Here is a 22,569-nt window from a genome sequence, read left to right as displayed (position 1 = left end):
CAGGTTGCAAGAGCAGTCTCGCGTAGGTCAAAAAATTGGAAGTCGGGATCCTGAAGCGAAGGCGACTAAAAGCTTACCTCTACGATCGGGGTTGTCCGGCGTTATCCTGCGTTTTGGCCTTCGGCGCTCCACGAGCCCGGGCAGGGCGCCTTCTGAATCCACATGCGATTTGGGTTTTCCAAATGAATGCGAGGCGTTCAAGGCCTTCGGAGTCGCCTGTGCGGGTGTGACTCTCACCTCCCGCGGCGAGCTCCGTCGCCAATGCGAGGCGGATGGACTCCCGAGCTCACCGTCGCAGACGACCATTATTTAAGGGTTCGATACCAACTAGAAGCGCTGCCGGATACGGTCAATTCTTAACCGATGTCTTCGGATTTTTCGTGGCCCTGCGAGCGACCACGTACCTGCCACCTTCCCGTCAGAGTCTTGATCGGCAAGGAGTGCTGCGAGGTGTTCGTGGATCGGAAGGCCGAATCTGGTGTAAGATCTGCGGCGTCTGAACGCAAAGTCGGGCCAGATGTGGATGTGCCTCGTACAACGAGTTTAACGACTGATTTAACATGGCATCCAGTTCCTCGGATCGGTTCTACAGCGCTATGAACTTGCCGGTCATCAGACCCGCCTACAAGGCTAAGCGACTCTTAAATCTCATCGGTCGAATAGGCACTTAGGCAACTCGAAACGAGCCAAGTGATCCTAGTCGAAGACGGTTCACGTGACAGGTGTATGACAGGATGCCCGGACTTCTCGGCATACGAACGATCGATTTGAGGGTGCCGAGGCAGAGAAACGTCGTCCCAGCACCCACATTGGCGACATTGCCTCTGTGAGGGTGCGTGTGGCGAGAGCCTCACTTGTTGCTTGTCCACTTGACGATGCCGGGCACTGGCTAAATTCACTTGAACGGCGTAGTCGTTAAGCGATCGGGCCGAATATCCAAGCGTTGGCCTTTCCGCAAACCGCCTGAATAGAGCTCGGAACCCTTATCAATGGGCATGCACGTAACGAATGCCGAGGGGGGAGCCGGCCATCCTTACGCTGCCGTCACCAAGGTTCGACGTATAGAGCGTGAAGAAGCTCCGGGAGCTGGAGGACATCCGCAGCCTATTACTATACTACTTTACAGATTGACGTTCTGGTGGTGAGTGCGAACCGTGCGCGGAGCGATAACAATTGCATGGTCATCATGCTTCTGCAACACCCGTGTCCGGAGTGGTCGCGAGCTTGGCATCACGGCTGCTGCGCCAAATGGTTCTGCGTTGATGGCCGGATCTTCTCAGTTAGCAGCTCGGCGCAACCTAATGTCTCGGCTTACTTTGTATGAGTAAGCTGGGTTCTGAAAGAATGGATTTAAATGAATGTTTAAGATTATCCGATTGCTGCGTGATCTAAAAAATGTTCTATCGCCGGCACAGCGCTGGCAATTAGTAAAGTTTCAATTTTTGGCTATTTTGATGGCATTCTCGGAGATAATAGGAATTATTTCCATTGCTCCGTTTATTGCGATCGTCGCTGACCCGTCGCGCATCGATCAACAGGGCATTTTGGCAACGCTGTATCAGTGGTCGGGAGCGCAGTCGTCGAATCAGTTCCTGATCTATTTGGGGGTGAGCGTGCTTATAGTTCTAAGCCTCTCAACCCTGGTGTCTATTTTTGGAAATTATGTAACCGCACGATACTCTCATCGATTTCATGCCGATCTGAGCAATCGCCTTTTCTCCTACTATCTGAACCGTCCTTGGCTATACCATGCAGTAACCCCCAGTAATGTATTATTCAACAGAGCCGTAAGTGAAGCGTCGCGGGTCAGCCAGAACGTGATCGCGCCGCTACTCCGTGCTAACGCTTCGGCGGTATTCTCCCTTACGATGATCGCAGGACTCATCGTCACTGATCCTGCAGTCGCGGCCTTTGGGTTCGTGATTTTCGGCCTAACTTACTTGATTATTTTTAGAACGGTCCGTGGCCGGCTCAAGGGTGGAGGAAAGCGGCTCGGCGAGGTCAACAAGACCTTGTGGAAAATTATGGCTGAAGGATTTGGTGGCATCAAGGACGTGATACTGCTCGGCCGTCAGGAAACTTTCGTTAGCTCTCATCGAAAACTAAGCCTCGTGGTCGCGGATATCAAGGTACAACAAGATACGCTTGGTGTTACACCGAAGTATTTGATTCAGCTCGTGGCGTTCGGTCTGATGATATCACTGGTGCTGTATGTCTTGTACACCCGGGATGGTGAGCTCGGATCAGCACTTCCGCTTTTGGCTGTTTATGCGTTTGCTGCATTCAAATTGCTGCCTGCTTTCCAGCAAATGTATTTGTTTACGACAAAGATACAAGGCGCTTTGCCGGCTTTCCGCGCAATCGAGGGTGACCTACTGGCGAGTCTGTCCGATCCTGGTTTTGGTGCCCGGAGTTCAGGCAAAGTCGGTAGTAGGGGAACTCCGATTCCACTCAAGGTTGGAGTCCGCTTCGAGAATGTCTGCTTCCGCTACCCCGGTAAGCAAGATCTTGCTGTGGATCGGCTGGATCTAACAATCCCGGCGAGAAAGGTGGTCGGACTCGTTGGTCCCTCGGGAGCGGGCAAATCAACCCTTATCGACTTGCTTTTAGCCTTGGTTGAACCTGAGTCAGGCCGAATCTATATTGATGAAAAGGAACTGACACAGAATAACAAGCGTGGCTGGCAAGACAGTCTAGGGTTCGTCCCGCAAAGGATTTTTCTTTCGAACGCGAGCATCCGAGAGAATATCGCCTTCGGTCTGCCGACGGAACAGATTGATGAAGAGCGCGTCCAGGCTGCGATACGCATGGCTCATCTCGATGAGCTTATTCTGTCATTGCCGGAGGGAGCAAACACAAGGGTAGGCGAGCGTGGCGTTCAGCTCAGCGGGGGGCAAGCGCAACGCATCGGCATTGCCCGGGCGTTATATCACGGCACAGACGTATTGATTCTGGACGAAGCGACGGCGGCCCTTGACGGTATTACAGAACGTCTCGTGATGGATGCTATTCACGATTTCTCGGGTAGCAAGACGATCCTCATCATCGCGCACCGACTCACAACCGTGAAGCAGTGCGATTTCATTTGTGTGATGCAGAATGGGCGAATCGTCGACAACGGTACTTTCGACGAACTCCTTGAGCGAAATGAACTCTTTAGGGGCATGGCCAACTCAAGCTCCTGAAAAGGAAACCCGTCTTTGTAGTCGCGGTGTTTGTGAATATATTTCCTAAACTGTCTGACACTTTTATCGGGAAAGGATCACGCTCAGGAGGGTAGACGGAATGTGCTTAATGAGGCGATAGCATGCGGTTCCAGTGGTCAGCATTTTGCTACGGTCGTATACCTGAGTTGGTATAAGACGGCGTTTCGAGTTTTCTCGTCCGGGAGCGTAATGTGTTGGGTATGGCGGATCGACGGGCGTATTTGATCGAACAACGGGAGCTGTGGCCTGTGATGGGACGCGCGGGAAGGGCGCGGATCGAAAGGTACTTTATTAGTGCGCAGCGCAATAGTCGGCTAATTGACATCTATCGCGGAACAATCGCCGGCGGGAAGGAGTAGATTCCGGGTCGCGAGTTCCCTCAGCGCGGCTTTGCAAGAAGTTCAAGCTCGATGCGCCGATTGATCCACGGACCCTGGATGTTCTCCTGAGCGGTATTGAATTTGAGCTCGGTTTGACCTCTTCCCTCATGGGTTACGCGTTCAGGGGAGATGCCTCGGTCTAGAAGGAATCGCGCCACGACATCGGCGCGGCGATCAGAAAGCCATCGGTTGACGCTTTGGCGGCCTGAGCTGTCTGTATGGCCAACAACATGGATCCGTATATTTTCGTGGTCCTTCAGTAGCTTCGCGATCTCGCTTATTCTTTCGGCAGCGGGCGCATCGAGCTCTGTACTCCCATCATCGAATTGTACGGATTGTCCGAGATTGGCAACGAGTCGGTCGTCCTCCTCCCATTCCAGCTCAAGGGATAGGTTGCGTAGTGTCGTTTCCACTTCCGTCAGCTGGTCGCGCGAGGAGACCTCCGGCGGAGACGCGTCGTTCTCAGGTGATCCGGATCGCATCGCGCCTAGTTCGCGTGTCGAGGGTTCCGGCCGCGCTAATTCCTGGACCTCTGTTGCCAAGGGGTCCGGGATTGCCGGTATTTCCTCGCTGTTGACGACTTCCGCCTCTGTCGGTGTCGATGCTGTGTCTGTCTGTGCGCGCAAAGTCCCCGGGATGAGTGCCGGTGAATCGACAGTGGTTCCTTCTGATCCTGGGGCCGCGACCGTCCCTAATTCGGAGTCTTCACCGAACGCCATCTCGGTTCCCTGCGCCGGCTCTATCTGGGGGGGCTCAACTTCTGTTTGGGGGGGCTCAACGGTGCTCTCGACGAGGGGGTTGGTCGAGGCCGATGAAGCCGGGATCTCGGTTTGAGATGACTCCGCGTTCTCCGGAATCGTGGCGGGATTGTTCGACGGGGGCTGCGTCGGCATAAACCAGGACAGGATACGTGTTCGAATGTTCTCGCTGGTGGTCGTTCCTCCAAACCAGAGGGTTGCGAGGCCCATGATGAGTAGGAGCGAGATGGCTGCGAGGGTGCGGGGAACCCTGTTTGGGCGTTTCTCAATCGTTGGCTGTGGGGGCTGCGCCAGTACGAAAAACGGATTGTCCTGATCTGGAATCGTCTCCTTTACATCATTTTTCAGAACCTTGGAAATAACAAGGTCAGTTTCGGGAAGGCGAGAAGGCTGTCCGGTCGGGGCAGGCGAGGGCGCCGCAGGCCACGATCCGGGCGGCAATGGCATCGCGTGGGCTTCGGCCTGGTCCTGTGATCCTGGCTCGATTGCGACCTCGCGAAGTTCGGAGATCCCTTCCTCGAGGGGGGTGCCGTCGGCCCAAGTGGCCTCGTTGAGTGTGTCGTCTTCTCGCGATCCCTCCGGCCGTTTAGGGCGCTGTGTGTCACCCGCGATCGGTATCAGTAAATGTGGTGCATGCGATGAAACGAAATCATCGATCGCTGCGCCTGTGACCCGCTTCTCACCGGCGCCGTACGCATAGACCAGCGAGGTATCGCAAAGCAGGTTGATAATGCGTGGAATCCCGCCGCTGTAATGATGAACGGCACGGCAAGCATCTTTTGTGAAGATTGGGCGTTTTCCGCCGGCAACGAATATACGATGCTCGATGTAGTGCTCGGTTTCTTCAGCGTCGAGTCGGCCAAGATGATACGATGCGGATACGCGCTGGACGAATTGCTCCAGGTCAGGATGTTGCAATAGATCGCGCAGCTGTGGTTGCCCTAGGAGCATAAGCTGTAAGATAAGATCTTTTTCGGCGTTTATATTTGATAAAAGACGAAGCTCTTCCAGCTTCTCAACGCCCAGATTTTGTGCCTCGTCGACGATAAGAAGAACTCGCTTCCCTTTGGAATAGCGATCAATGAGGAAGTCGATGATCGCACTGTGAAGGTCGAGTTTGCTGTCTCCGGTGGGGCGGATGTCGAATGCCGAGCAAATCCAATGATTAAGGTTACCTAGTGACTTATGGGTGTGAGAGATAAGACCGACGATGACGTCTTTATCGAGTCGCTCGAGTAAATAACGCATCAGCGTGGTCTTCCCGGATCCGATTTCGCCGGTAAGGACGATGAAGCCGGCTTGATTCAACAAACCATATTCGAGTAGCGTCAGAGCCTCTTGGTGTTTTTGGCTCATGAACAAGAAGCCTGGATCCGGGAGAAGTGAGAATGGCTTCTCGCGGAGATTAAAAAAGGCTTCGTACATCTTCAGAGCTCCACATAATTCCGGCAGGGGTGGACTTCTGACACGGCCGGGGGCCTTGTCGGACTGCTTATATTGCGACAGTTTATCAAAGTGTGCAACGAGTGGAAGTTTATCAAAGGTATTGACCTCAGTGCGCCTGCTCGGCAGTATCAGGCGATCTCCGGTTGCCTCTCAGAGGGCAGGGGAGCCGGCAGGTCTCTGGGCTTGGCGGCATTCGCCGGATAGGCGATTGCCGCTAAGCGGGCCGCTAAGCAAGCACAGAGGTAGCTGGCTTCAACGACCGAGCAAGAGGTATCCGATCTCTTCCGCGTGATGCAGAAGTTCGGCGTCAAGCGATTGCTCCTCGACGAGACGTAAATAAATGTTTCGCGAAGTCTTGTTACTCCAGCGCAAGGTGAAGGGATCGCTGCCCCTTATGGTCTGTGCATGCGCCAGCACAAGGGGCGGATCCGCGAATGAGCTGCCGAAGTCGAGCTCGAAGGGGCGGTGGTCGACTGGTTGGGGTGTTCGGGCCACGAGATACTGAGTTCCATCGATGGTGCCCTTTGAGGGTTCCCACGCGATGAAGTCGATCGTTTCGGCTACCTTTTTCTGTGTATTGGATTCTTGCTCTGTGATCCCTACACTAAAACCATTGCGTTCGACGCTAGTGATCATCGTCGTAACCGCGCTATTGCCGTTATTGCTCGTGATGTTTGTCACCACGATGGGTGTTTCTCGAAAAATCTCGGTGAAGCTGACCTGATTGTGACTCTCTCTGGGGTCTGTGAGGAGTCTTCCAGCCATGACTTCGGAGCCGTTTGGCAATCGGTGACGTCCGCGCTCCATGGCGATGTAGTTGACGGTTTCCGTGGTCGCGTCGCGACTGAGGTAGTCCCAGGCCTCGAGCCTGATCCAAAATCCGCTGGGCTCGACCCCTTCGATACGTATGACCGAAGGGTGACTCCCAGACTCGCTGCTCGAGGCGACGACGATGGGATCGGTGAAGGTCTGTGTGAAACTGACCCACTGCCAAGAGGGGCCAACCCACACCTCATCGGATTCGAGGATGGAGTTTTGGGTCGCGTCGCCGATCGTATGCCCTATTTCTTTTGAAAATGGACTAATCAGAGAGCGGTCGTGATTGATTGCACGAATCGCGAAGTAATAGGTTTTTCCTTGTTCTTTACCGGAAATCGATACTTGGCGGGTCGCCGCCCCTTTGTCGGATGCCTCGTAGACCCAACGGTATGTCCCGCTGGATGTTCCGACATGGATTTCATATCCGGCGATGCGCGAATCGTTCAGTGCGGGATTCCACTGCAAGGTCACGCTCGATGATGCAAGGGCGGATTGATGACCGCTAAGGCATAGGAGAAGGGCGAGGAGGTAACGCCGGTATGGAAAATTGTGTTGTGATTCTCGGTTTTGTATAGGAAGGCTTCGTCGTACAAGACGCATATCGTTCTCCAAAGGATCTCGCGGTTCCATTTCGCGGTTTTAATGGTAAGTTACAGGCTCACCGTGAGAGAAGAGAGAAGAAGACGCAGCCGAGATTCCCGTCTGCAGGGCAAGCGTATCCGCTGCTCGACGTGAGGCGTTGCCGTTGCGTTTCCGGAAACCTTTCGGGCGGAGTTCAGTGAATCGATCGTGCGAAGCACCGATACAGGGCAAAGTGATCCTGTCCATGTGCGGCGCGCATCGTTACATTCGTGTTTCTTTGTTGCGGTTTAATCCTGGTGGGGTGTTTCGATGCCGCGAGAGTGTTCACAGTGCCGGCATTATATTGGATGATGTGATTTTACCCTAGACGGAAGGTCCGCGGAACCCCTGTCGGGGCGTCGGACAAGGTGAAAGTCTCGCGGTGAGCGGAACGCCCGCATCAAAGGAACGTTTTCGATGTTTAATACATCGGAAAGCTGGGGCTGATGCATCGGAAATCATCGTATAATGGAAGAGGTCAGATGATTGGGCGCGGGAAGATCGCAATGCGTATGACAAGTCAGGGTTTTCTGGGGGCGGGAGCTATGATTTCAGGTCGATTTGCTCGGTTCGGAATGATCCTTGTCTTGGGTCTGGTTGTTGGTTCGGACGTCGTTGGCGCGGGGGAAGGCTGGGTGAAAACGGTTGATGCGGCCGCGGTGGTGGATCCGGCGGAACCTTCCGCGTCTGTTGCGGAGGTGCCGGAGGTTGTCGTGGAACCCGAGATCGACGCGGCCAAGCAGCCGGGGTCGGCGATCTTGCCGAGACCTCCGGACGCGTCGACGCCGTCGCGTGCCGCGTTGACCACGATGGTCGAGCGGTCAGCGAAGCAACACAGGCTGGATCTCGATCTCGTACACGCGTTGATTCGTGCAGAGTCAGCCTATGATCCGCATGCCGTGTCACATGCCGGGGCGGTTGGCCTGATGCAGGTGATGCCGGCTACTGCGGTCGATTACGGCATTGCTTCCGTGGATGCGCTGTTCGATCCAAGCACCAATCTCGACACCGGGATGCGTCACCTGAAGCGTCTACTCGATAAGTATGGGAGCATCGGGCATGCGGTCATGGCCTACAACGCGGGCGAGGGGGCGTTGGAGCGAAGCGGGGGCTTCGTCACCTATCCGGAGACGCAGCGGTACACGCATGCCGTGATCGTCGCTTACCTGCGGAAGAAGGGGATTCAGCCCTACACGGCCCAAGCACGCCAGCTTGTCGGCATCGATGTCACCCCGGCCATGGCGCGGGCGTCATCGGGCGAGAAGGGCAAGGGCGGGTCGAGCACGGGTGTCGCGGAAGCGTCTGGAGTCGAAACCCTGGAGCGAGCCCCGGTGACACGTTTGAGCTCGCGCTTGGCGCCGCGACTGTCGCGGCGGTCCGAGTCGGGGTCTGATGTTGGATCGATGCCCGCCGGGCAGAGCATTGTGAATCAGAATCGGGCGCGATTCTCTGGCGACGGTCGATGAGGGTCCGCGACGATTGACCTGGATCATTCGGGGGAAGGCGACGCCAAGCGGATAATCCGCGGTTGCCCACACGATCATCTTGGTGCGAGAACGACCATGCCCTCTGCTCAGCGTTTGTTGTTTCCCTTGACCTTCCCCCTGCGCCTGATCCCGAGTGTTTTGCACAGCCAAACACTGGCGACTGTGTTGAATCAGGTCATGAAGGAGTCGCTCGCGGAAGGCGAGCTGGATTTCCTGGACGGTCGTCGGGTCGGTATCGAGATCGACGATGTCGGGGTTCGCTACTGTCTGGGTGTGAGCGGCGGGCATATTAGTGGATATGGCAAGGATCTGCCGCCTGACGCCAGCGTTGCCGGCGGTTTGCGCGAATTTATGCTGTTGGCCGCTCGGCGCGAGGATGCGGATACGCTGTTTTTTCAGCGCCGCCTGCGGATGTCCGGGGATACCGAGCTGGGACTCTATCTGAAGAATTTCTTGGACGCCTTCGAGCCGCCGGCGCGCTGGGCGCCGCTCACGCGGGCGCTCGATCGCATGGCGGGGCTGCGCTTTCCGGGTCGTTGAGCGGGACCGCCGACGGTTGGTTGTGCCTCGCACGGCTCGGCACAACCTACTTGCCCGCGGATTTCCCAGGCTTTGAGCGTGACCGCCGAGTTCCCTGTAGGTTGTGCTGACGACAGGAAGCACAACTTGCGCCGACGGTCGGTTGTGCCTCGCACGGCTCGGCACAACCTCCGAGCTAAGGAACGCGTGACATCCGCTCCGCGGTGTCACGCCTCGACCATGTCGCTCCGCGCCATGTACCGCTAGGGCCCGAGTTAAACCGAGCGGATCGACGAGTCTAAAGCCGCCGCTCCATCGGGCTGTTGGCGATGCCGGCCTGGCCCGTCCAATACCCGTCGCAAAGGCCCGATGGGGTCCAGTCGCGCAGCTTCGACATGCCGGCCGCGAGATCCATATCGCCGGCCAGACAGGCGGCGAAGACATCGATGATGCCCGCGGTGTTTTGCGACTGGGGGCTGATGCGCAGCAGATCCACACCCATGCGCGTGACCTCCTGAAGCGACGGCAGCAGATTATGGGTGCCGGCCGATTGGGTCTGGATGCCGTTCAGCGCCAGGAAGGGCTCGCCGTCCTGGGTCGCGACCAGTAGGCCATCCGGGTAGTCGGCGCAACAGAACCGGCAGTCGTCCTTGGGCAGATCGCGGTTGTAGGCGGTGAAGCAGCGCGCCGAATAGGCGAGCGGCAGGCGCCCGAAGGCGAACAACTCGCATTCCACGCCGTCCGCGCGCGCGGCCAGCAGGTCGGCGGCGGTCTCGCGGCCGAGCTCCACCGGCAGGACCCAGCGTTTCAGTCCGCGGGCGACGAGGAAGGATAGGGTGCGTTGGTTGTAGAGGTTGATCGAGTGGCCGGCCACGAAGGGGCGGCCTTCGAGAAACTCCAGTGCGGCCAGATCGTTGGCCTCGACGAGAAAGCGCTCGTCGGCACAGATACGTTTGAGGGTCTTGAGCTCGCCGTCGGATTCGATCAGGGCCAGTGTCGAGATCACCGCCTGCTTGCCCGCGGCGGCAACACGCTCGGCCAGCTCCCAGTAATCCTCCGGGCGCAGCAAGCGCCGCTTCGAGCAGATGGTCTCGCCGAGATAGATGACGTCGACCGGGGTCTCGAGCATCTCGGCATAAAAGTCGAGGACCTGCTCGCGCGGCCAATGATAGAGGATCGGGCCGAGTGAAAGGCGCGGGCGTGGCGATTGGCTCTGCATGGAATCCATTGTCATCGTCGTTCCGGATCAAGACTCATCGAAGATTATGGCGATTTGCGGGATTAGGCATTCCGAGCGCGGATGTCTGCACGTTGTGTAGGGGCGACTTAAGTCGCCCCTACACGGCCGTCTTACGCCGAGGGCGGCCGAGAGGCTTGGTCTAATGCCAGGGCCGGTGATAAGGGCCGATGGTCGTCTGCGCACCCTCCGAGACCTGGGCAAGGGTTTGATGCCAGCTCTCTTTCGCGCGAAACGCCTGCGGATTGCGCTTGCAGGCATCGATCGCCTCGCGCCACACCCCGGTGACCTGCGAGACATAGCGGGTGCTGCGTTGACGCCCTTCGAGCTTGATGGCGCTCACGCCCGCCGCGAGGATGCCCGGCAGGATGTCGAGCGTGTTCAGGCTGGTCGGCTCCTCGATGGCATGACGGATCTCGCCCTCGACGGTGAAGCGTCCCTTGCAGAGCGTCGGATAACCGGCCGGCTCGCCGTGTCCGCGTCGCTCGATGAGGACGCCGCCGAGCCGGGTCTCCTGACCCTGCGGGGTGTCGCGCCACTCCACGTGCGCGGCCGGCGAGCAGGCGCCGTAGGTGTTGGGCGACTGACCGCTGGCATAGGAAGACAGCAGGCAGCGGCCTTCAACCATGACGCAGAGACTGCCGAAGCCGAAGATCTCGACCGGAACCTCGACGTTCTCGATCAGGTTCGCGACTTGGGCGAGCGAGAGCACGCGCGGCACCACGACGCGACGGATCCCGAAATGGCGATGCATGAAGCCGATTGCGGCCGGATTGGTCGCCGAGCCCTGCACCGAGAGATGCAGAGTGAGGTTCGGATGACGCTCGGCGGCATAGTCGAGCACGCCCATATCCGCCAGGATCAGGGCATCGACAGCCAGGTCCGCGGCCCGGTCGACCGCGGCGGTCCAGCGCGACCAGCCGCTCGGCTGGGCGTAGGTGTTCACGGCGACGAAGACCTTGACCTTGCGGTCGCGGGCGTATTTCAGACCCTCGCGGATCTGTTTTTCACCGAAGTTCAGGCCGGCGAAGTGACGGGCATTGGTGTCGTCGCGAAACCCGATATAAACGGCGTCGGCGCCGTTGTCGACGGCGGCCTTGAGCGACGGCAGATTGCCGGCAGGACAGACGAGCTCCATACAGGGTGGTCTCCGAGGGTCAGGCTGAGCTTGCAAGTTTTGGATGGGAAGCGGGCGCGGCATGATCGCCTTGGTGCGCGCCGCGCCGGTAAAGCTCCGCTTCGATGGCGTTCAGCACCGCCCATTTGCGGTTGCACCACGCGGGCGCGAGCAGAACATCGCGCGAGGCGGTCCCGGTAAGGCGATGAAAGGTCACCTCGGGCGGCGTGCGCTCGACCATGTCGGCGCAGATGTTCACGTAGTCGTCGAGCTCGAGCGGTGTGTAGTCGCCGCGTCGCCAGTCGATCGCCAAGCGGGTGTGGCGCACGACATGCAGCGGATGGATCTTCAATCCCTCCACACCGAGCTCGAGCACGCGCTCCAGGCTCGACAAGGCCGCGTCGCGCCCCTCGCCCGGGAGTCCGACGATCAGGTGTGCGCAGACCGGGATCCCGCGACGGCGAGCGGCCGCGACGGCGGTTCGGAAGTCTGCGAAGTCGTGCCCGCGATTGACCCGTTCGAGCGTGCGATCGTTTGCCGACTGAAGGCCCAGCTCAAGCCAGATCTCCTTGCCGCGTGCGCGATAGCGGGCAAGTAGGTCCAACACGGCTTCCGGGACGCAGTCCGGGCGTGTGCCGACCGAGAGTCCGATGACGTCCGGATGGACGAGTGCGGAGTCGTAGCGCTCGCGCAGCGTCTCGATCGGGTCGTAGGTGTTGGTGTAGGCCTGAAAGTAGGCCATGAAGCGCCGTGCCCCGGTGCGTTTGGCGATGACCGCGCGCCCGGCATCGAGCTGCTCCGCGATCGGTGCCGGCGCCTTGGCGTTGGGGCTGAAGGAGACGTTGTTGCAGAAGGTGCAGCCGCCGATGCCTTTTTGACCGTCGCGATTGGGGCAGGTAAACCCCGCGTTCAGCGCGAGCTTGTGCACCCGCTGACCATAACGGCTCAGCAGGTACTGACCGAAGGTGTTGACGCGAGCGCTGAGCGTGCGGTGCTGGGTCGGGGGGGCAGACATCCGCGCAAACCTAACCGGGATCGAGCGACGACCGTTTGACCCAAGTCAATGGAAGGTCAATCGATCTTTCCGAAGTTCCTTATCCAACGGAGAGGTGCAGAGATACCGAGACCGTCCGAGATCATTTTGTCGTTGTCGTTGTCGTTGTCGTTGTCGGAATCGTGGTCGTGTCGATGGTCGATTACGACAACGACAACGACAACGACAACGAACGGTCTCGACACATCTGCCGTGGTGCACTACGAGGTCTCAACCTCAACCTAGCCGGTGCGTATGCCGGTTCCAGCGTGAGCTCGTGCGGCTCGCGCACCGCATCGTCGATACGCTGAAACAGCTCGACCCCGCGGGCAGCCTCGTCAACCGCATGGCCATCGTGAGTGGCCTTTGCTGTACCATTTTGTGCAGTGCAAGAAACTACCGCCGATGACCAGATTCGATATGACTGCCGCTGTCCAGCAACGGATCCGCGAGATCCCCTACAACTACACCTCTTTCTCCGACCGGGAGATCGTGATCCGCTTCTTGGGTGAGCCCCTGTGGCGCCTGATCGAGGAGCTGCGCGGCAGCCGGCGGACCGGACGTTCGGCGCGGATGCTCTTCGAGGTGCTCGGGGACATGTGGGTGGTGACGCGCAACCCCTATCTGCAGGACGACCTGCTCGACAACCCGAAGCGTCGCGGTCTCCTGCTGGAGGCGCTGACGCATCGGCTGGATCAGTTCGAGCTGCGGCTCAACGAGAACCAGCAGGCCGGCGAGCTTTTGGCCGCAGCGCGGGCGGCCGTTCAACGCTTTGCGGACTGGTTCGAGCAGGAAAAGGCACAGCGCACCCGTTTGCGCAAGGCGCTCGCCGGGATCACGCACAAGGACAACCTGGACTTCGGCGGTCTGGCGCGGGTCTCGCATGCGACGGATGCGACCGACTGGCGCGTGGAGATGCCCTTCGTGGTCATTTCCCCCGACACCGAGGAGGAGATCGCGCCGATCGTGCGGGCCTGTATCGACGCCGGTCTGACGCTGATCCCGCGCGGCGGCGGCACCGGCTACACCGGCTCGGCCGTGCCGCTTCAAGCGATGACGGCCGTCATCAACACCGAGAAGCTGGAAGACCTCTCGGGTGTGGAGCGGATCGCGCTGCCAGGCGTCGAGGGCGTCGTGCCGACGGTGCGTTGCGGCGCCGGGGTGGTCACGCGTCGGGTCTCGGATCTGGCCGACCGGTCCGGTCTGGCGTTCGCGGTCGATCCCACGTCGCAGGATGCCTCCTGCATCGGCGGCAATGTCGCGATGAACGCGGGCGGCAAGAAGGCCGTCCTTTGGGGCACGGCGTTGGACAATCTGGCCTCCTGGCGGATGGTGACGCCCGATGCGGACTGGCTCGAGGTCGAGCGACTGGATCACAACCTCGGCAAGATCCACGAGCAACCGCTTGTGCGGTTTCGTATCCGACGCTTCCTGCCCGACGGTGTCACGCCCAAGGGCGAGCCCGAGATCCTTGAAATGCCGGGCTCCGCCCTGCGCAAGGTCGGTCTCGGCAAGGACGTGACGGACAAATTCCTCTCCGGTCTGCCCGGTGTTCAAAAGGAAGGCTGCGACGGGATCATCACCTCGGCGCGCTTCGTCCTGCATCGGATGCCGGATCATGTGCGGACCGTCTGTCTGGAGTTCTTCGGGACGGATCTGGATCTGGCCGTGCCGGCGATCGTCGAGATCAAGGACTATCTCGAAGCCCTGCCGGGCGTGCAGATGGCCGGGCTCGAGCATCTCGACGAGCGCTATGTTCGCGCGGTGGATTACACCACCAAGGCGGCGCGTCGCGAGCTGCCCAAGATGGTGCTGATCGCGGATCTGGTGAGCGACGACGAGGCGCTGGTCGATACGGCCGCCGCGCAAGTCGTGACACTCGCCAAGGCGCGCGACGGGGAGGGTTTCATCGCGGTCAGCCCGGAGGCACGCAAACGGTTTTGGCTCGATCGTGCCCGCACCGCCGCCATCTCGCGCCACACCAACGCCTTCAAGATCAACGAGGACGTGGTCATCCCGCTCGACCGGCTCGGCGACTACAGCCGCGGCATCGAGCGCATGAATATCGAGCAGTCGATCCGCAACAAGGACGCCATCATGGGGGCGGTGCTCGAGTATCTCGCCGGCGATCTTGCCCGTGATCTTGCCGGGGCCCGCGGGGAGGGCGAGTATCAGGACTCGGCCGAGGCCGTCGCCATCCTGAGCGCCAAACGCGATGCGGCGCGCGAGGCCGTGCAAGCCGCGCGGCAGCGCTGGCAGACCCTCCTGAGCGGTTTGGACGCGCCCGCCGTGGAGCATCTGGATCGACTGAGCGACACCGAGAAGGCCCGTATTCGCGACGGCGATACCTTGCTGTCCATGATGCTCCGCCGCGACCTGCGTCAATCGATGCGCACCGAGGTGGCCGATCGACTCAACGAGATCTTCTCGGGCCAGGATCTGGCCCGAGTACGCGAGCGCCTGACCGAGATCCACGCCCAATTTCGCGACTCGCGTCTCTTCGTCGCCCTGCACATGCACGCCGGCGACGGCAACGTGCACACCAACATCCCGGTGCATTCATCGGACTACGCCATGCTCCAGGAGGCCGACCGCCTGGTCGCGCGCATCATGGCGCTGGCGACCGATCTGGGCGGGGTCATCTCGGGCGAGCACGGCATCGGCATCACCAAGCTGCAGTTCCTCGAGCGCGAGAAGCTCGACGCCTTCGTCGCCTACAAGAAGCGGGTGGACCCGCACGCGCGCTTCAATCCCGGCAAGCTGATGCCGGGCTCCGGGCTGGAAGGTGCCTATACGCCGTCGCTGCGATTGGTGCAGCAAGAGGCCATTATCCTCGAGGAGACCGAGCTCGGTGCACTCAACGACGACGTCAAACACTGTCTGCGCTGCGGTAAGTGCAAGCCCAAGTGCATGACCCATGTGCCGCGGGCGAATCTCAACTATTCGCCGCGCAACAAGATCCTGGGTACGGGGCTCATCATCGAAGCCTTCCTCTACGAGGAGCAGACCCGTCGCGGTCTCTCGCTGCGTCACTTCGAGGCGATGAACGATGTGGCGGATCACTGCACCGTCTGCCACAAGTGTCTGAATCCCTGCCCGGTGAACATCGATTTCGGCGATGTCACCATGCGGATGCGGCGTATCCTGATCGATCGCGGCAAAAAGCGATTCAACGCCGGCTCCTGGGCGGCGATGCAGTTCCTGAATGTCACGGACCCGCGTGCCGTGCGACTGCTTCGCAAAGGCCTAGCCCAGTGGGGGTTTGCGGGGATGAACCTCGGCCATCGCGTCGCCAAGGCGCTGGGGCTGATCGCGCAGCGGACCGCCAAGCCGGGCGCGACCAGCCATCGACCGGCGCTCGCGAGCCAGGTGGTGGATCTGGTCAGTCGCCCGATCCGGGTCGAGCTGCCCAAGCGGACCTTCCGCCAGATTCTAGGGCTCGAGGACAAGACCCAGGTGCCGATCCTGCGCGATCCGCAGGTGGCGGCCGAGGACGCCGAGGCGGTCTTCTACTTCCCGGGCTGCGGCTCGGAGCGGCTCTTCTCGGATGTCGGGCTGGCCACACTCGCGATGCTCTACGAGCAAGGCGCCCAGACCGTGCTGCCGCCCGGCTATCTCTGCTGCGGCTATCCGCAGCGCTCGGCCGGGCTTGAAGACCGTGGACGCCAGATCACGATGGAGAACCGCGTGCTCTTCCATCGTGTCGCCAATACACTCAATTACATGGATATCCGCACGGTCGTCGTGTCCTGCGGGACCTGTATGGATCAGCTGCTCAAATACGAGTTCGAGCGCATCTTCCCCGGCTGCCGACTGCTCGATATCCACGAGTGGTTAATGGAGAAGGGCGTGAGTCTGGAGGGTGTCGAAGGGGTCCAGTATCTCTATCACGACCCCTGTCACTCGCCCATGAAGACCCATGCGCCGCTCAAGGTGGCGGCGAGTCTGATCGGTCAACCGGTCATGCTTTCGGATCGCTGCTGCGGCGAGGCGGGCACGCTCGGAACCTCGCGGCCGGACATCGCCAACCAGGTACGCTTTCGCAAGCAGGAGGAGTTGACCGCGGGGATCCAGGCGCTCACCGGGCAGGACGTCGTCCGGGCCGGCGAGGTCAAGCTCTTGACCTCCTGTCCGGCCTGCCAGCAGGGGCTGGCCAAGTACACCGACGACACGGGGCTGAAGACCGACTATATCGTGGTCGAGATGGCCGACCGCATGCTGGGCGAGGGCTGGCAGCAGCGCTTCTTGGATCGGGTCCAGAACGGGGGGATCGAGCGGGTCTTGTTGTAAGGCTGAACCGCGTCCGGTGCTCCCTTGATGGCTGCGGCTTTTGACGGGCGTCGAGGCTAAACTCGGACTCGGTGGGACGCGGTTCAGGATGTCTTAAGAGACAATTCAGCGACAAGGCGAAAGCCTTGATCAACGCGTAGGACGGGTAGAGCGCAGCGAAACCCATCCTCCAAACCGCTGCGTTGCGGAGTTTCGGTTCGATGCCCTTGGCGCGGGCTGGATGGGTTTCGCTGCGCTCTACCCAGACGGGAACGAGGACCGCGGGATTGGAGCGGGGAGGATGGGTTTCGCTGCGCTCTACCCATCCTACGTTTGTGGGTTGTTTTGAATCTTTCCTTGGCGAGGGCTGACCGGGATGTCGTGCAATCTTTTTCTGGACCTTCCCCGGATCGACCGGGGCGAGGCGTTCGAAGAGCTGTTGCGCTGCTCCAACGTTCGGATCGAGCGCATCCTGAGCAGCGATCGACCCGAGTCAGTCCTCTACGATCAAATTCAAGACGAATGGGTCTGTCTGCTGCAGGGCGAGGCTGAGCTTTGGATCGACGGAGAGACGCTGACATTGCGGTCCGGCGACTATCGGTTCATCCCGGCGGGGACCCCGCATCGCGTCCTCAAGACCTCGACCGAGCCGCGTTGCCTTTGGTTGGCGATCCACATCGACCCGACCGAAGGCTGAAGGCGACCTGATGGACTCGGCATACGACGCGATCCCGCCGGATCAAGAACTGCGACCGCTCGTCGATCGCCTGCTGCTCGAGCAGGGGCGGCTCGACCCGTTCGAGCTTCTGCTTGCGGCCGAGCTGCTCGGCTACGAGGACTATGTCGCCTGGCGAACCTCGCGTCGGTCGGAGCTGCAGGGTGCCCTCCGTGCCGGACCGGAGACGGTTGCGGGCTTTCTTGACGAGGCAGGCGTCTATGCCCGCGGACAAAAGCTCGTTGCCGTTGCGCTTGAGCACACGGCTTGGGGCGACCGGGAGCGCCCGCTGTGCATCGGTCAGCATGCGGGGCTGACCCGCGTCTGTGCGCTCGCCTATGCGCCGCCCCCGGAGCGTTGTCAGCTGGACCTGTTCCAGGACAGCACCGCGCTGCTGCTCGAAGAGGAGGTCCGCACGGCCCTGGTCGAGCACCGCACGGATCACGCGCGCGATCAGGTCGCCCGATTGATGCATCGCGAGCCACGGCATCCGCGACTCGGCGGCTTTCTACGGCTGATCCAAACCATCGATGATGCCGATGTAAGCGCGCGCGACGGGCGTGTCGAGGAGCGATGGCGAGAGCTCGAAGAGGTCGGCCCCTTGGCCGGACAGCTGTTGGGCCATCGAGCGCGCGATTTCCTCGGGACCCTGTGGGCGGCGCTTGCAGAGCGGCTGGCCGGCCGTCCCTTCGCCCCGGGTTCGGGTGAATTCCACGCGTCGATCGCCTGGACCCGGGCAGGGCGATGGGAGCGCGCGCGGGAGTCGATCGAGACCGAGACCGACTGGCGTGATCACCCGGTGCTGGTCCTCGTCCATGCCGAGGCATTCTGGCGCTGCCGTGATCCGTTCGGTGCGCGCCGAGACTGGTTGTGGCTCTGTCGCGAGTATCCGTCGGCGGCCGAGCGCGCTTTGCGCGACCCGGCGTTTCCGGATCGGCGCCTGGCCGACCTTTGGGAGGCGTTCGGCGATCTCGACCTCGACGAGGAGTTGGCGACCGAGGATTTCCCGGCGTGGCTTCTGCTGCAGGATCCCGGCGCCTTTGCGGTGATCCCGCCGAGCGAGACGTCTTCCGACGATCGCGACACGGCCTATCGGCTCCTGCATGGGTTGGTGACCGGCGACGACACGGTCGACCGGCGTCGGGCGTTGGGCGAGATTCATTCGGATCTATTGCGGCAGTTTTTGGTGTCTCGACGTTGCAGGTGAGGCGCGAAGGCGTCGCTTCTCCGAGGGACGTCTCGGCGGGGAGGATGGGTTTCGCTGCGCTCTGTCGGATCGGGAACCGAGAGGTTGGAGCGGGGAGGGTGGGTTTCGCTTCGCTCTGCCGGTTCGGGAACCGAGAGGTTGGAGCGGGGAGGATGGGTTTCGCTTCGCTCTGTCGGATCGGGAACCGAGAGGTTGGAGCGGGGAGGATGGGTTTCGCTTCGCTCTACCCATCCTACGTTTGGTGGGGTTGGGTGGGTGTGGTTATGGGCAGGGCGCGAAGAAGGGGTTGTTTATGGCCTCCTCGCATTGTTTTCCGCTCTCCGTGAGGAGGCTTGGGTCGGCGCCTTTGAGCCATTCCTCATGCTCCATCTCCCGCAGTTGGCGCGCGGCCTCGCAGGCGGGTTCGCGCCAGCAGGTGCGGGCTGCGCCGCACACTTGGAGCACCAGTTGCTCGCAGGGGGACGCGCCGGTGAGGCGGTCTCCGGTGGGTTGCGCGGTCGTGCCTTCGGCGGCTTCGGTCGCGTCTGCATCGGATGTCGCCGACTCGCTCGGCGTGCCGCTTGGCGCCAGCATGTCGGTGGTCGGGACGACCCGGCCGCCCTCGATGCGGATGACCGAGCCGTCTTCGAGTCGGTGCACGCCGTCCCAGAGTTGGGTGCGGCGACCGTCCTGATCGAGTATCGGGCGGTTGGTGCGGGGATCGATCTCGACCTGGCCGCCGCGTTGCAGGGGTGCGGTCCAGGGCTCGTCGGCGTGTACGTGGACGGCGCAGAGCAGCAGGATTGCCCAAACTGCACCGAGGCGTGTTGTCCAGGGCTGTCTTTCGGTGTTGTGCATGGTCACCTCCGCTGACCTGATAAGGAACGATTCAAAACACTATGAACAGGTAGGGCAAGCGCAGTGTGCCCATCGGCTCCCTGTGGTGCCGGCGCGGGTTGGGCACGCTGCGCTTTGCTCAACCTGCGGCTGAGCGTCCCGCCGCGCGACCTCAGAGCCGATTCTCCATCACCAAGAACCAGGGCCGGCGCGGGACGGGCTTGAGCCGACCGCGGTCGTCCAGCTCGAGGATGCTTTTGGAGACCGAATTGCGGACATTCCCGCCGATGACATCCAGTGTTTGGCCGCTTTTGCCGACCACCAGATCGCAGTGGGTCTGAGCGCCCTGAAGCATCCCGGCGCTGATGTAGCCGTCGACCGGACGCACCGGCGTGCGGCCTCGCGGTGCGCAGACCAGGTCGCCCGGCCGGGGACTGTAGTCCTGAATCCGTCGGGGGACGAAGTAACGACCCGGATAGCTTGCATCCTCGACCATGGTGGAGAGATAGACCCAGTGGGCAATCGCCGGGCGGAACTGGCTCGTCGGCACACCGGCGCTCTGCATCACCCAGCTGATGAAGGCGGCGGACCAGGGTTGCCGGCAGTCCAGTCCATCGAGTGTCGGCTTGTTGACCGCGCGCCAATAGAGGTTGACCCGGCTGAAATGGGTATAGTCGTCCTCCCACGCGCCGACGTGGGGAATGCTCTCCTCGGTGCCCTTGAAGACCACGACCTGCCGATCGAAGTGCTCCCACTCGCGGGTTGCGCGTTGGATCATCGCCTGTTTGAGCCCGGGGTTGGGTGCGGGCGCCTGGCCGATGGGGCGTCCGGCCCAGGTCCCGGGCGCCTCGCCGGGCCGCGGGCCCGGGGCTCCGCAGGCGACCAGCGTCAGGCAGATCGCGACACAGGCTATGCGGAGGAAGGCCTGCTCGGCTCGGCACGGCACGGCGGGACAACTCGGCATGGGACGAACTCCGTTTTGGCGCAGCCGGGTGTCGGCGTCGGGTGCAGATGATCGGACGACGAAGAATTCCGTGCTACCGCGGCGGTCGGACCGTCTCGCGGAACCAGGGGCGATAGTCCTCCATGCGCGCACGCTGATCCGCCGGTGCACGCCGCCGACAGGTCGTCTCGTCGAGGGTGTCCGGGGAGGCGCCCCAGCGCCGCTCCACGCAATCGTTGGGGTTGTAGCCGATCTCGAATCCGGCGCGGCGCTCGTAGATGTCCCCGAGACTCAGCCGCCAGGGCGTGCCGTCGCTGCGGGTGTAGGTGATGAAGCGTTCGTCCATGCGTTGCGCGTTCAGCTGTTCGATGCGCGCGGCGGCATCGCTCGGGGAGCGGCCCTGCAGGACGAAGAGGTCCGGGTAGCGCCGGATGCGCTCGGGCAGCTGCGCGAGCACCTGCATGGCGATCAGCAGACGCATGTCGCGCGACGGGGTGGCGTAATCCTCCCAGGGGCCCGTGGTCTCGAAGATAGCCGGTCCGCTCGGCATCGGGACGAGGGTGCCGGGGCGGCTGCGCATGTAGGACTCGCCGTTCTCGACCGAGGTCACGCGTGTTTCGAGCTGCTCCATCAGGGCATCCAGCGTCGCGGCGTAGGCGGCTTCGGGTTCCAGACCCCGCGGGTTGATGAGCTGCTGCATGCGGGCGTAGAAATCCGCAGGCGAGAGCGCCGCTTGCTCGAGCGAGAAGGGCGGCAGACCGGATCGCCCGTCGAGCGCGCTGTTGGGCCGTTGGCGCACGCCGCCGCTTGTTTGAACCACCGGCCTGAACGCCTTGAAGCCCGGCCCCGCGCTCGGGGTTTGCGCGAACAGGAAGGTGCCCTCCCAGAAGCGCTTGCGGGTCACCGAATTGTCCGGCTGGGCGTCGACCGCGAGCAGGAGACCGCTCTCGCGCCCCTGCTGGGGAAGCCATTTCACGATCACCATGATGTGACCGTAAGGGTCGGCGAAGAGGGTCCCGGGCCAGAGTGTCGCGCGATCGAGCGCGACCGGGTAGACATCGGTCGCCTCGTCGCGCAGCGCGGTGCGTGCGCTGCCGGAATGCACCGTGTTCATCATCTTTCGGCTGGCCTCGGCGAAGACCTCGGCGGATGCCCCCTGGTCCACGGAAGCGCCGACGAAGCGCGTCTCGACAACGGGCGCCTGACAGGTCGGCGGACTGCTGCGACTCCCGCGCGTGCAGGGTCGGTAGGCGATCGGCAGGCCGAGCTTCCAGGCGAAATAGGTCCGCAGGAAGTAGGGCAGGTCAGCGCAGTCCGGCTCGGCGGGGAGCCGGTGGTCCTCGCCGTCGCCGAGATAGTTGAAGAGCAGGTTGCGCTCGGGATCGCGCAGCACCGGGCCGAGCGAGTCGAAGCTCAAGGATTGCTCCGGCGGGGCCTCGAAGAGGTGCTCGATCCAGGCCGAGTAGAAGGCCTCCGTCGCCAGGTCCCACTCGCCGCTCCCGCGGTCGGCGCCGACCCCGCCGACCGTCACCTCGGTGCAGCCCGCGATGCGCCCCGAGCGTGTGGTCTCGATGCGATAGGTCCCGGGGACCGGGCGGAACTGCGTCCCGTAGAGACTCCAGGGCGGGCCGCCGGCGCGGGCGGTGCGCAGGCTGGTTCGGCGGCCGGCGGGGTCCGTGATCAGCACCTCGTCGAGATCGCCGTCGGTGGCGACCGCGATGATCTCCAGCGGCGCGCCCGGGGTCGGTTGCAGCGGCGCCGTCCAGATTCGAACCTCCTCGCCTTGTCGGCAGGCGTCCGCGGCTTGCGCCGTATCGGCGAGCATGACCCCGACCAGCGAGAGGCCGACGATGGTCAAGGAGGCGATCAGCAATCGGATGGAGCGAGGAGTCGACATGGACACGTATCCGGCCCGGCCCGAGGTGTGTCGAGTCTATCCCGAGCGGGCCGCCGATGGGAGTGGTCTCGGCATCCGCTGTGCGTCCGAGCGGCGGAC

At 61.7% G+C, this 22,569-nt stretch carries 14 protein-coding genes; 6 read left to right on the top strand and 8 right to left on the bottom strand.

The window, feature by feature from the left end; translation table 11 throughout:
* Positions 1 to 1,358: 1,358 nt before the first annotated feature.
* Positions 1,359 to 3,185: an ABC transporter ATP-binding protein gene (locus KFB96_RS07570; protein WP_213462650.1), complete on the top strand. Its 1,827-nt coding sequence runs from the start codon at positions 1,359 to 1,361 to the stop codon at positions 3,183 to 3,185.
* 400 nt (positions 3,186 to 3,585) lie between these two features.
* On the opposite strand, the gene KFB96_RS07565 is transcribed toward KFB96_RS07570, so the two are convergent.
* Positions 3,586 to 5,769, bottom strand: a complete 2,184-nt coding sequence (locus KFB96_RS07565; protein ID WP_213462652.1) for an AAA family ATPase — start codon at positions 5,767 to 5,769, stop codon at positions 3,586 to 3,588.
* 273 nt (positions 5,770 to 6,042) lie between these two features.
* On the bottom strand, positions 6,043 to 7,209 hold the full coding sequence (locus KFB96_RS07560) for a fibronectin type III domain-containing protein (RefSeq protein ID WP_300971374.1): 1,167 nt from the start codon (positions 7,207 to 7,209) through the stop codon (positions 6,043 to 6,045).
* Positions 7,210 to 7,865: 656 nt separating this feature from the next.
* On the opposite strand from KFB96_RS07560, the gene KFB96_RS07555 reads away from it, so the two are divergent.
* A complete protein-coding gene (locus tag KFB96_RS07555; protein ID WP_213462656.1) occupies positions 7,866 to 8,696 on the top strand; it encodes a lytic transglycosylase domain-containing protein in 831 nt (276 codons plus the stop codon).
* A 96-nt stretch (positions 8,697 to 8,792) separates the two neighbouring features.
* Positions 8,793 to 9,257 (top strand): SCP2 sterol-binding domain-containing protein, encoded by a 465-nt coding sequence (locus KFB96_RS07550; RefSeq protein ID WP_213462658.1) that lies wholly within the window; start codon positions 8,793 to 8,795, stop codon positions 9,255 to 9,257.
* A 277-nt stretch (positions 9,258 to 9,534) separates the two neighbouring features.
* Here KFB96_RS07550 and KFB96_RS07545 read toward each other — a convergent pair whose 3' ends face one another.
* The 3 genes from KFB96_RS07545 to KFB96_RS07535 all read right to left on the bottom strand — a co-directional run bounded on the left by KFB96_RS07545 (position 9,535) and on the right by KFB96_RS07535 (position 12,605).
* Positions 9,535 to 10,464 (bottom strand): U32 family peptidase, encoded by a 930-nt coding sequence (locus KFB96_RS07545; protein WP_213462908.1) that lies wholly within the window; start codon positions 10,462 to 10,464, stop codon positions 9,535 to 9,537.
* A 151-nt stretch (positions 10,465 to 10,615) separates the two neighbouring features.
* Positions 10,616 to 11,611: a peptidase U32 family protein gene (locus KFB96_RS07540; RefSeq protein ID WP_213462660.1), complete on the bottom strand. Its 996-nt coding sequence runs from the start codon at positions 11,609 to 11,611 to the stop codon at positions 10,616 to 10,618.
* Between the two features lie 19 nt (positions 11,612 to 11,630).
* Positions 11,631 to 12,605, bottom strand: coding sequence for a TIGR01212 family radical SAM protein (locus KFB96_RS07535; RefSeq protein WP_213462662.1), 975 nt, complete (start codon positions 12,603 to 12,605; stop codon positions 11,631 to 11,633).
* 438 nt (positions 12,606 to 13,043) lie between these two features.
* Between KFB96_RS07535 and KFB96_RS07530 the strand changes: the two genes are divergently transcribed.
* The 3 genes from KFB96_RS07530 (at position 13,044) to KFB96_RS07520 (ending at position 18,814) form a co-directional block, all read left to right on the top strand.
* Positions 13,044 to 16,913 (top strand): DUF3683 domain-containing protein, encoded by a 3,870-nt coding sequence (locus KFB96_RS07530; RefSeq protein ID WP_213462910.1) that lies wholly within the window; start codon positions 13,044 to 13,046, stop codon positions 16,911 to 16,913.
* Positions 16,914 to 17,268: 355 nt separating this feature from the next.
* A complete protein-coding gene (locus KFB96_RS07525) occupies positions 17,269 to 17,589 on the top strand; it encodes a cupin domain-containing protein (protein WP_213462664.1) in 321 nt (106 codons plus the stop codon).
* Between the two features lie 10 nt (positions 17,590 to 17,599).
* Positions 17,600 to 18,814, top strand: a complete 1,215-nt coding sequence (locus tag KFB96_RS07520) for a hypothetical protein (RefSeq protein ID WP_213465950.1) — start codon at positions 17,600 to 17,602, stop codon at positions 18,812 to 18,814.
* Between the two features lie 261 nt (positions 18,815 to 19,075).
* Here the strand turns inward: KFB96_RS07520 and KFB96_RS07515 are convergent, their stop codons facing one another.
* The 3 genes from KFB96_RS07515 to KFB96_RS07505 all read right to left on the bottom strand — a co-directional run bounded on the left by KFB96_RS07515 (position 19,076) and on the right by KFB96_RS07505 (position 22,470).
* Complete coding sequence (locus KFB96_RS07515; RefSeq protein WP_213462667.1) at positions 19,076 to 19,651, bottom strand: hypothetical protein; 576 nt, start codon at positions 19,649 to 19,651, stop codon at positions 19,076 to 19,078.
* A gap of 151 nt (positions 19,652 to 19,802) precedes the next feature.
* On the bottom strand, positions 19,803 to 20,594 hold the full coding sequence (locus KFB96_RS07510; RefSeq protein WP_213462669.1) for a DUF2272 domain-containing protein: 792 nt from the start codon (positions 20,592 to 20,594) through the stop codon (positions 19,803 to 19,805).
* A 73-nt stretch (positions 20,595 to 20,667) separates the two neighbouring features.
* Positions 20,668 to 22,470, bottom strand: a complete 1,803-nt coding sequence (locus KFB96_RS07505; protein WP_213462671.1) for a hypothetical protein — start codon at positions 22,468 to 22,470, stop codon at positions 20,668 to 20,670.
* Between the last annotated feature and the right edge of the window lie 99 nt (positions 22,471 to 22,569).

The sequence above is a fragment of the Thiocapsa sp. genome, assembly GCF_018399035.1.
In the GTDB taxonomy this organism is placed as follows: domain Bacteria; phylum Pseudomonadota; class Gammaproteobacteria; order Chromatiales; family Chromatiaceae; genus Thiocapsa.
Note: the sequence above shows the minus strand (reverse complement) of the source record. Positions and strands in the feature narration are given on the sequence as shown.

Excerpts from the sequence above, each read along its gene's own strand:
- KFB96_RS07570 (WP_213462650.1), top strand. The coding sequence starts at position 1,359 with ATGTTTAAGATTATCCGATTGCTGCGTGATCTAAAAAATGTTCTATCG.
- KFB96_RS07565 (WP_213462652.1), bottom strand. The coding sequence starts at position 5,769 with ATGTACGAAGCCTTTTTTAATCTCCGCGAGAAGCCATTCTCACTTCTC.
- KFB96_RS07560 (WP_300971374.1), bottom strand. The coding sequence starts at position 7,209 with ATGCGTCTTGTACGACGAAGCCTTCCTATACAAAACCGAGAATCACAA.
- KFB96_RS07550 (WP_213462658.1), top strand. The coding sequence starts at position 8,793 with ATGCCCTCTGCTCAGCGTTTGTTGTTTCCCTTGACCTTCCCCCTGCGC.
- KFB96_RS07545 (WP_213462908.1), bottom strand. The coding sequence starts at position 10,464 with ATGGATTCCATGCAGAGCCAATCGCCACGCCCGCGCCTTTCACTCGGC.
- KFB96_RS07540 (WP_213462660.1), bottom strand. The coding sequence starts at position 11,611 with ATGGAGCTCGTCTGTCCTGCCGGCAATCTGCCGTCGCTCAAGGCCGCC.
- KFB96_RS07535 (WP_213462662.1), bottom strand. The coding sequence starts at position 12,605 with ATGTCTGCCCCCCCGACCCAGCACCGCACGCTCAGCGCTCGCGTCAAC.
- KFB96_RS07530 (WP_213462910.1), top strand. The coding sequence starts at position 13,044 with ATGACTGCCGCTGTCCAGCAACGGATCCGCGAGATCCCCTACAACTAC.
- KFB96_RS07525 (WP_213462664.1), top strand. The coding sequence starts at position 17,269 with ATGTCGTGCAATCTTTTTCTGGACCTTCCCCGGATCGACCGGGGCGAG.
- KFB96_RS07520 (WP_213465950.1), top strand. The coding sequence starts at position 17,600 with ATGGACTCGGCATACGACGCGATCCCGCCGGATCAAGAACTGCGACCG.
- KFB96_RS07515 (WP_213462667.1), bottom strand. The coding sequence starts at position 19,651 with ATGCACAACACCGAAAGACAGCCCTGGACAACACGCCTCGGTGCAGTT.
- KFB96_RS07510 (WP_213462669.1), bottom strand. The coding sequence starts at position 20,594 with ATGCCGAGTTGTCCCGCCGTGCCGTGCCGAGCCGAGCAGGCCTTCCTC.
- KFB96_RS07505 (WP_213462671.1), bottom strand. The coding sequence starts at position 22,470 with ATGTCGACTCCTCGCTCCATCCGATTGCTGATCGCCTCCTTGACCATC.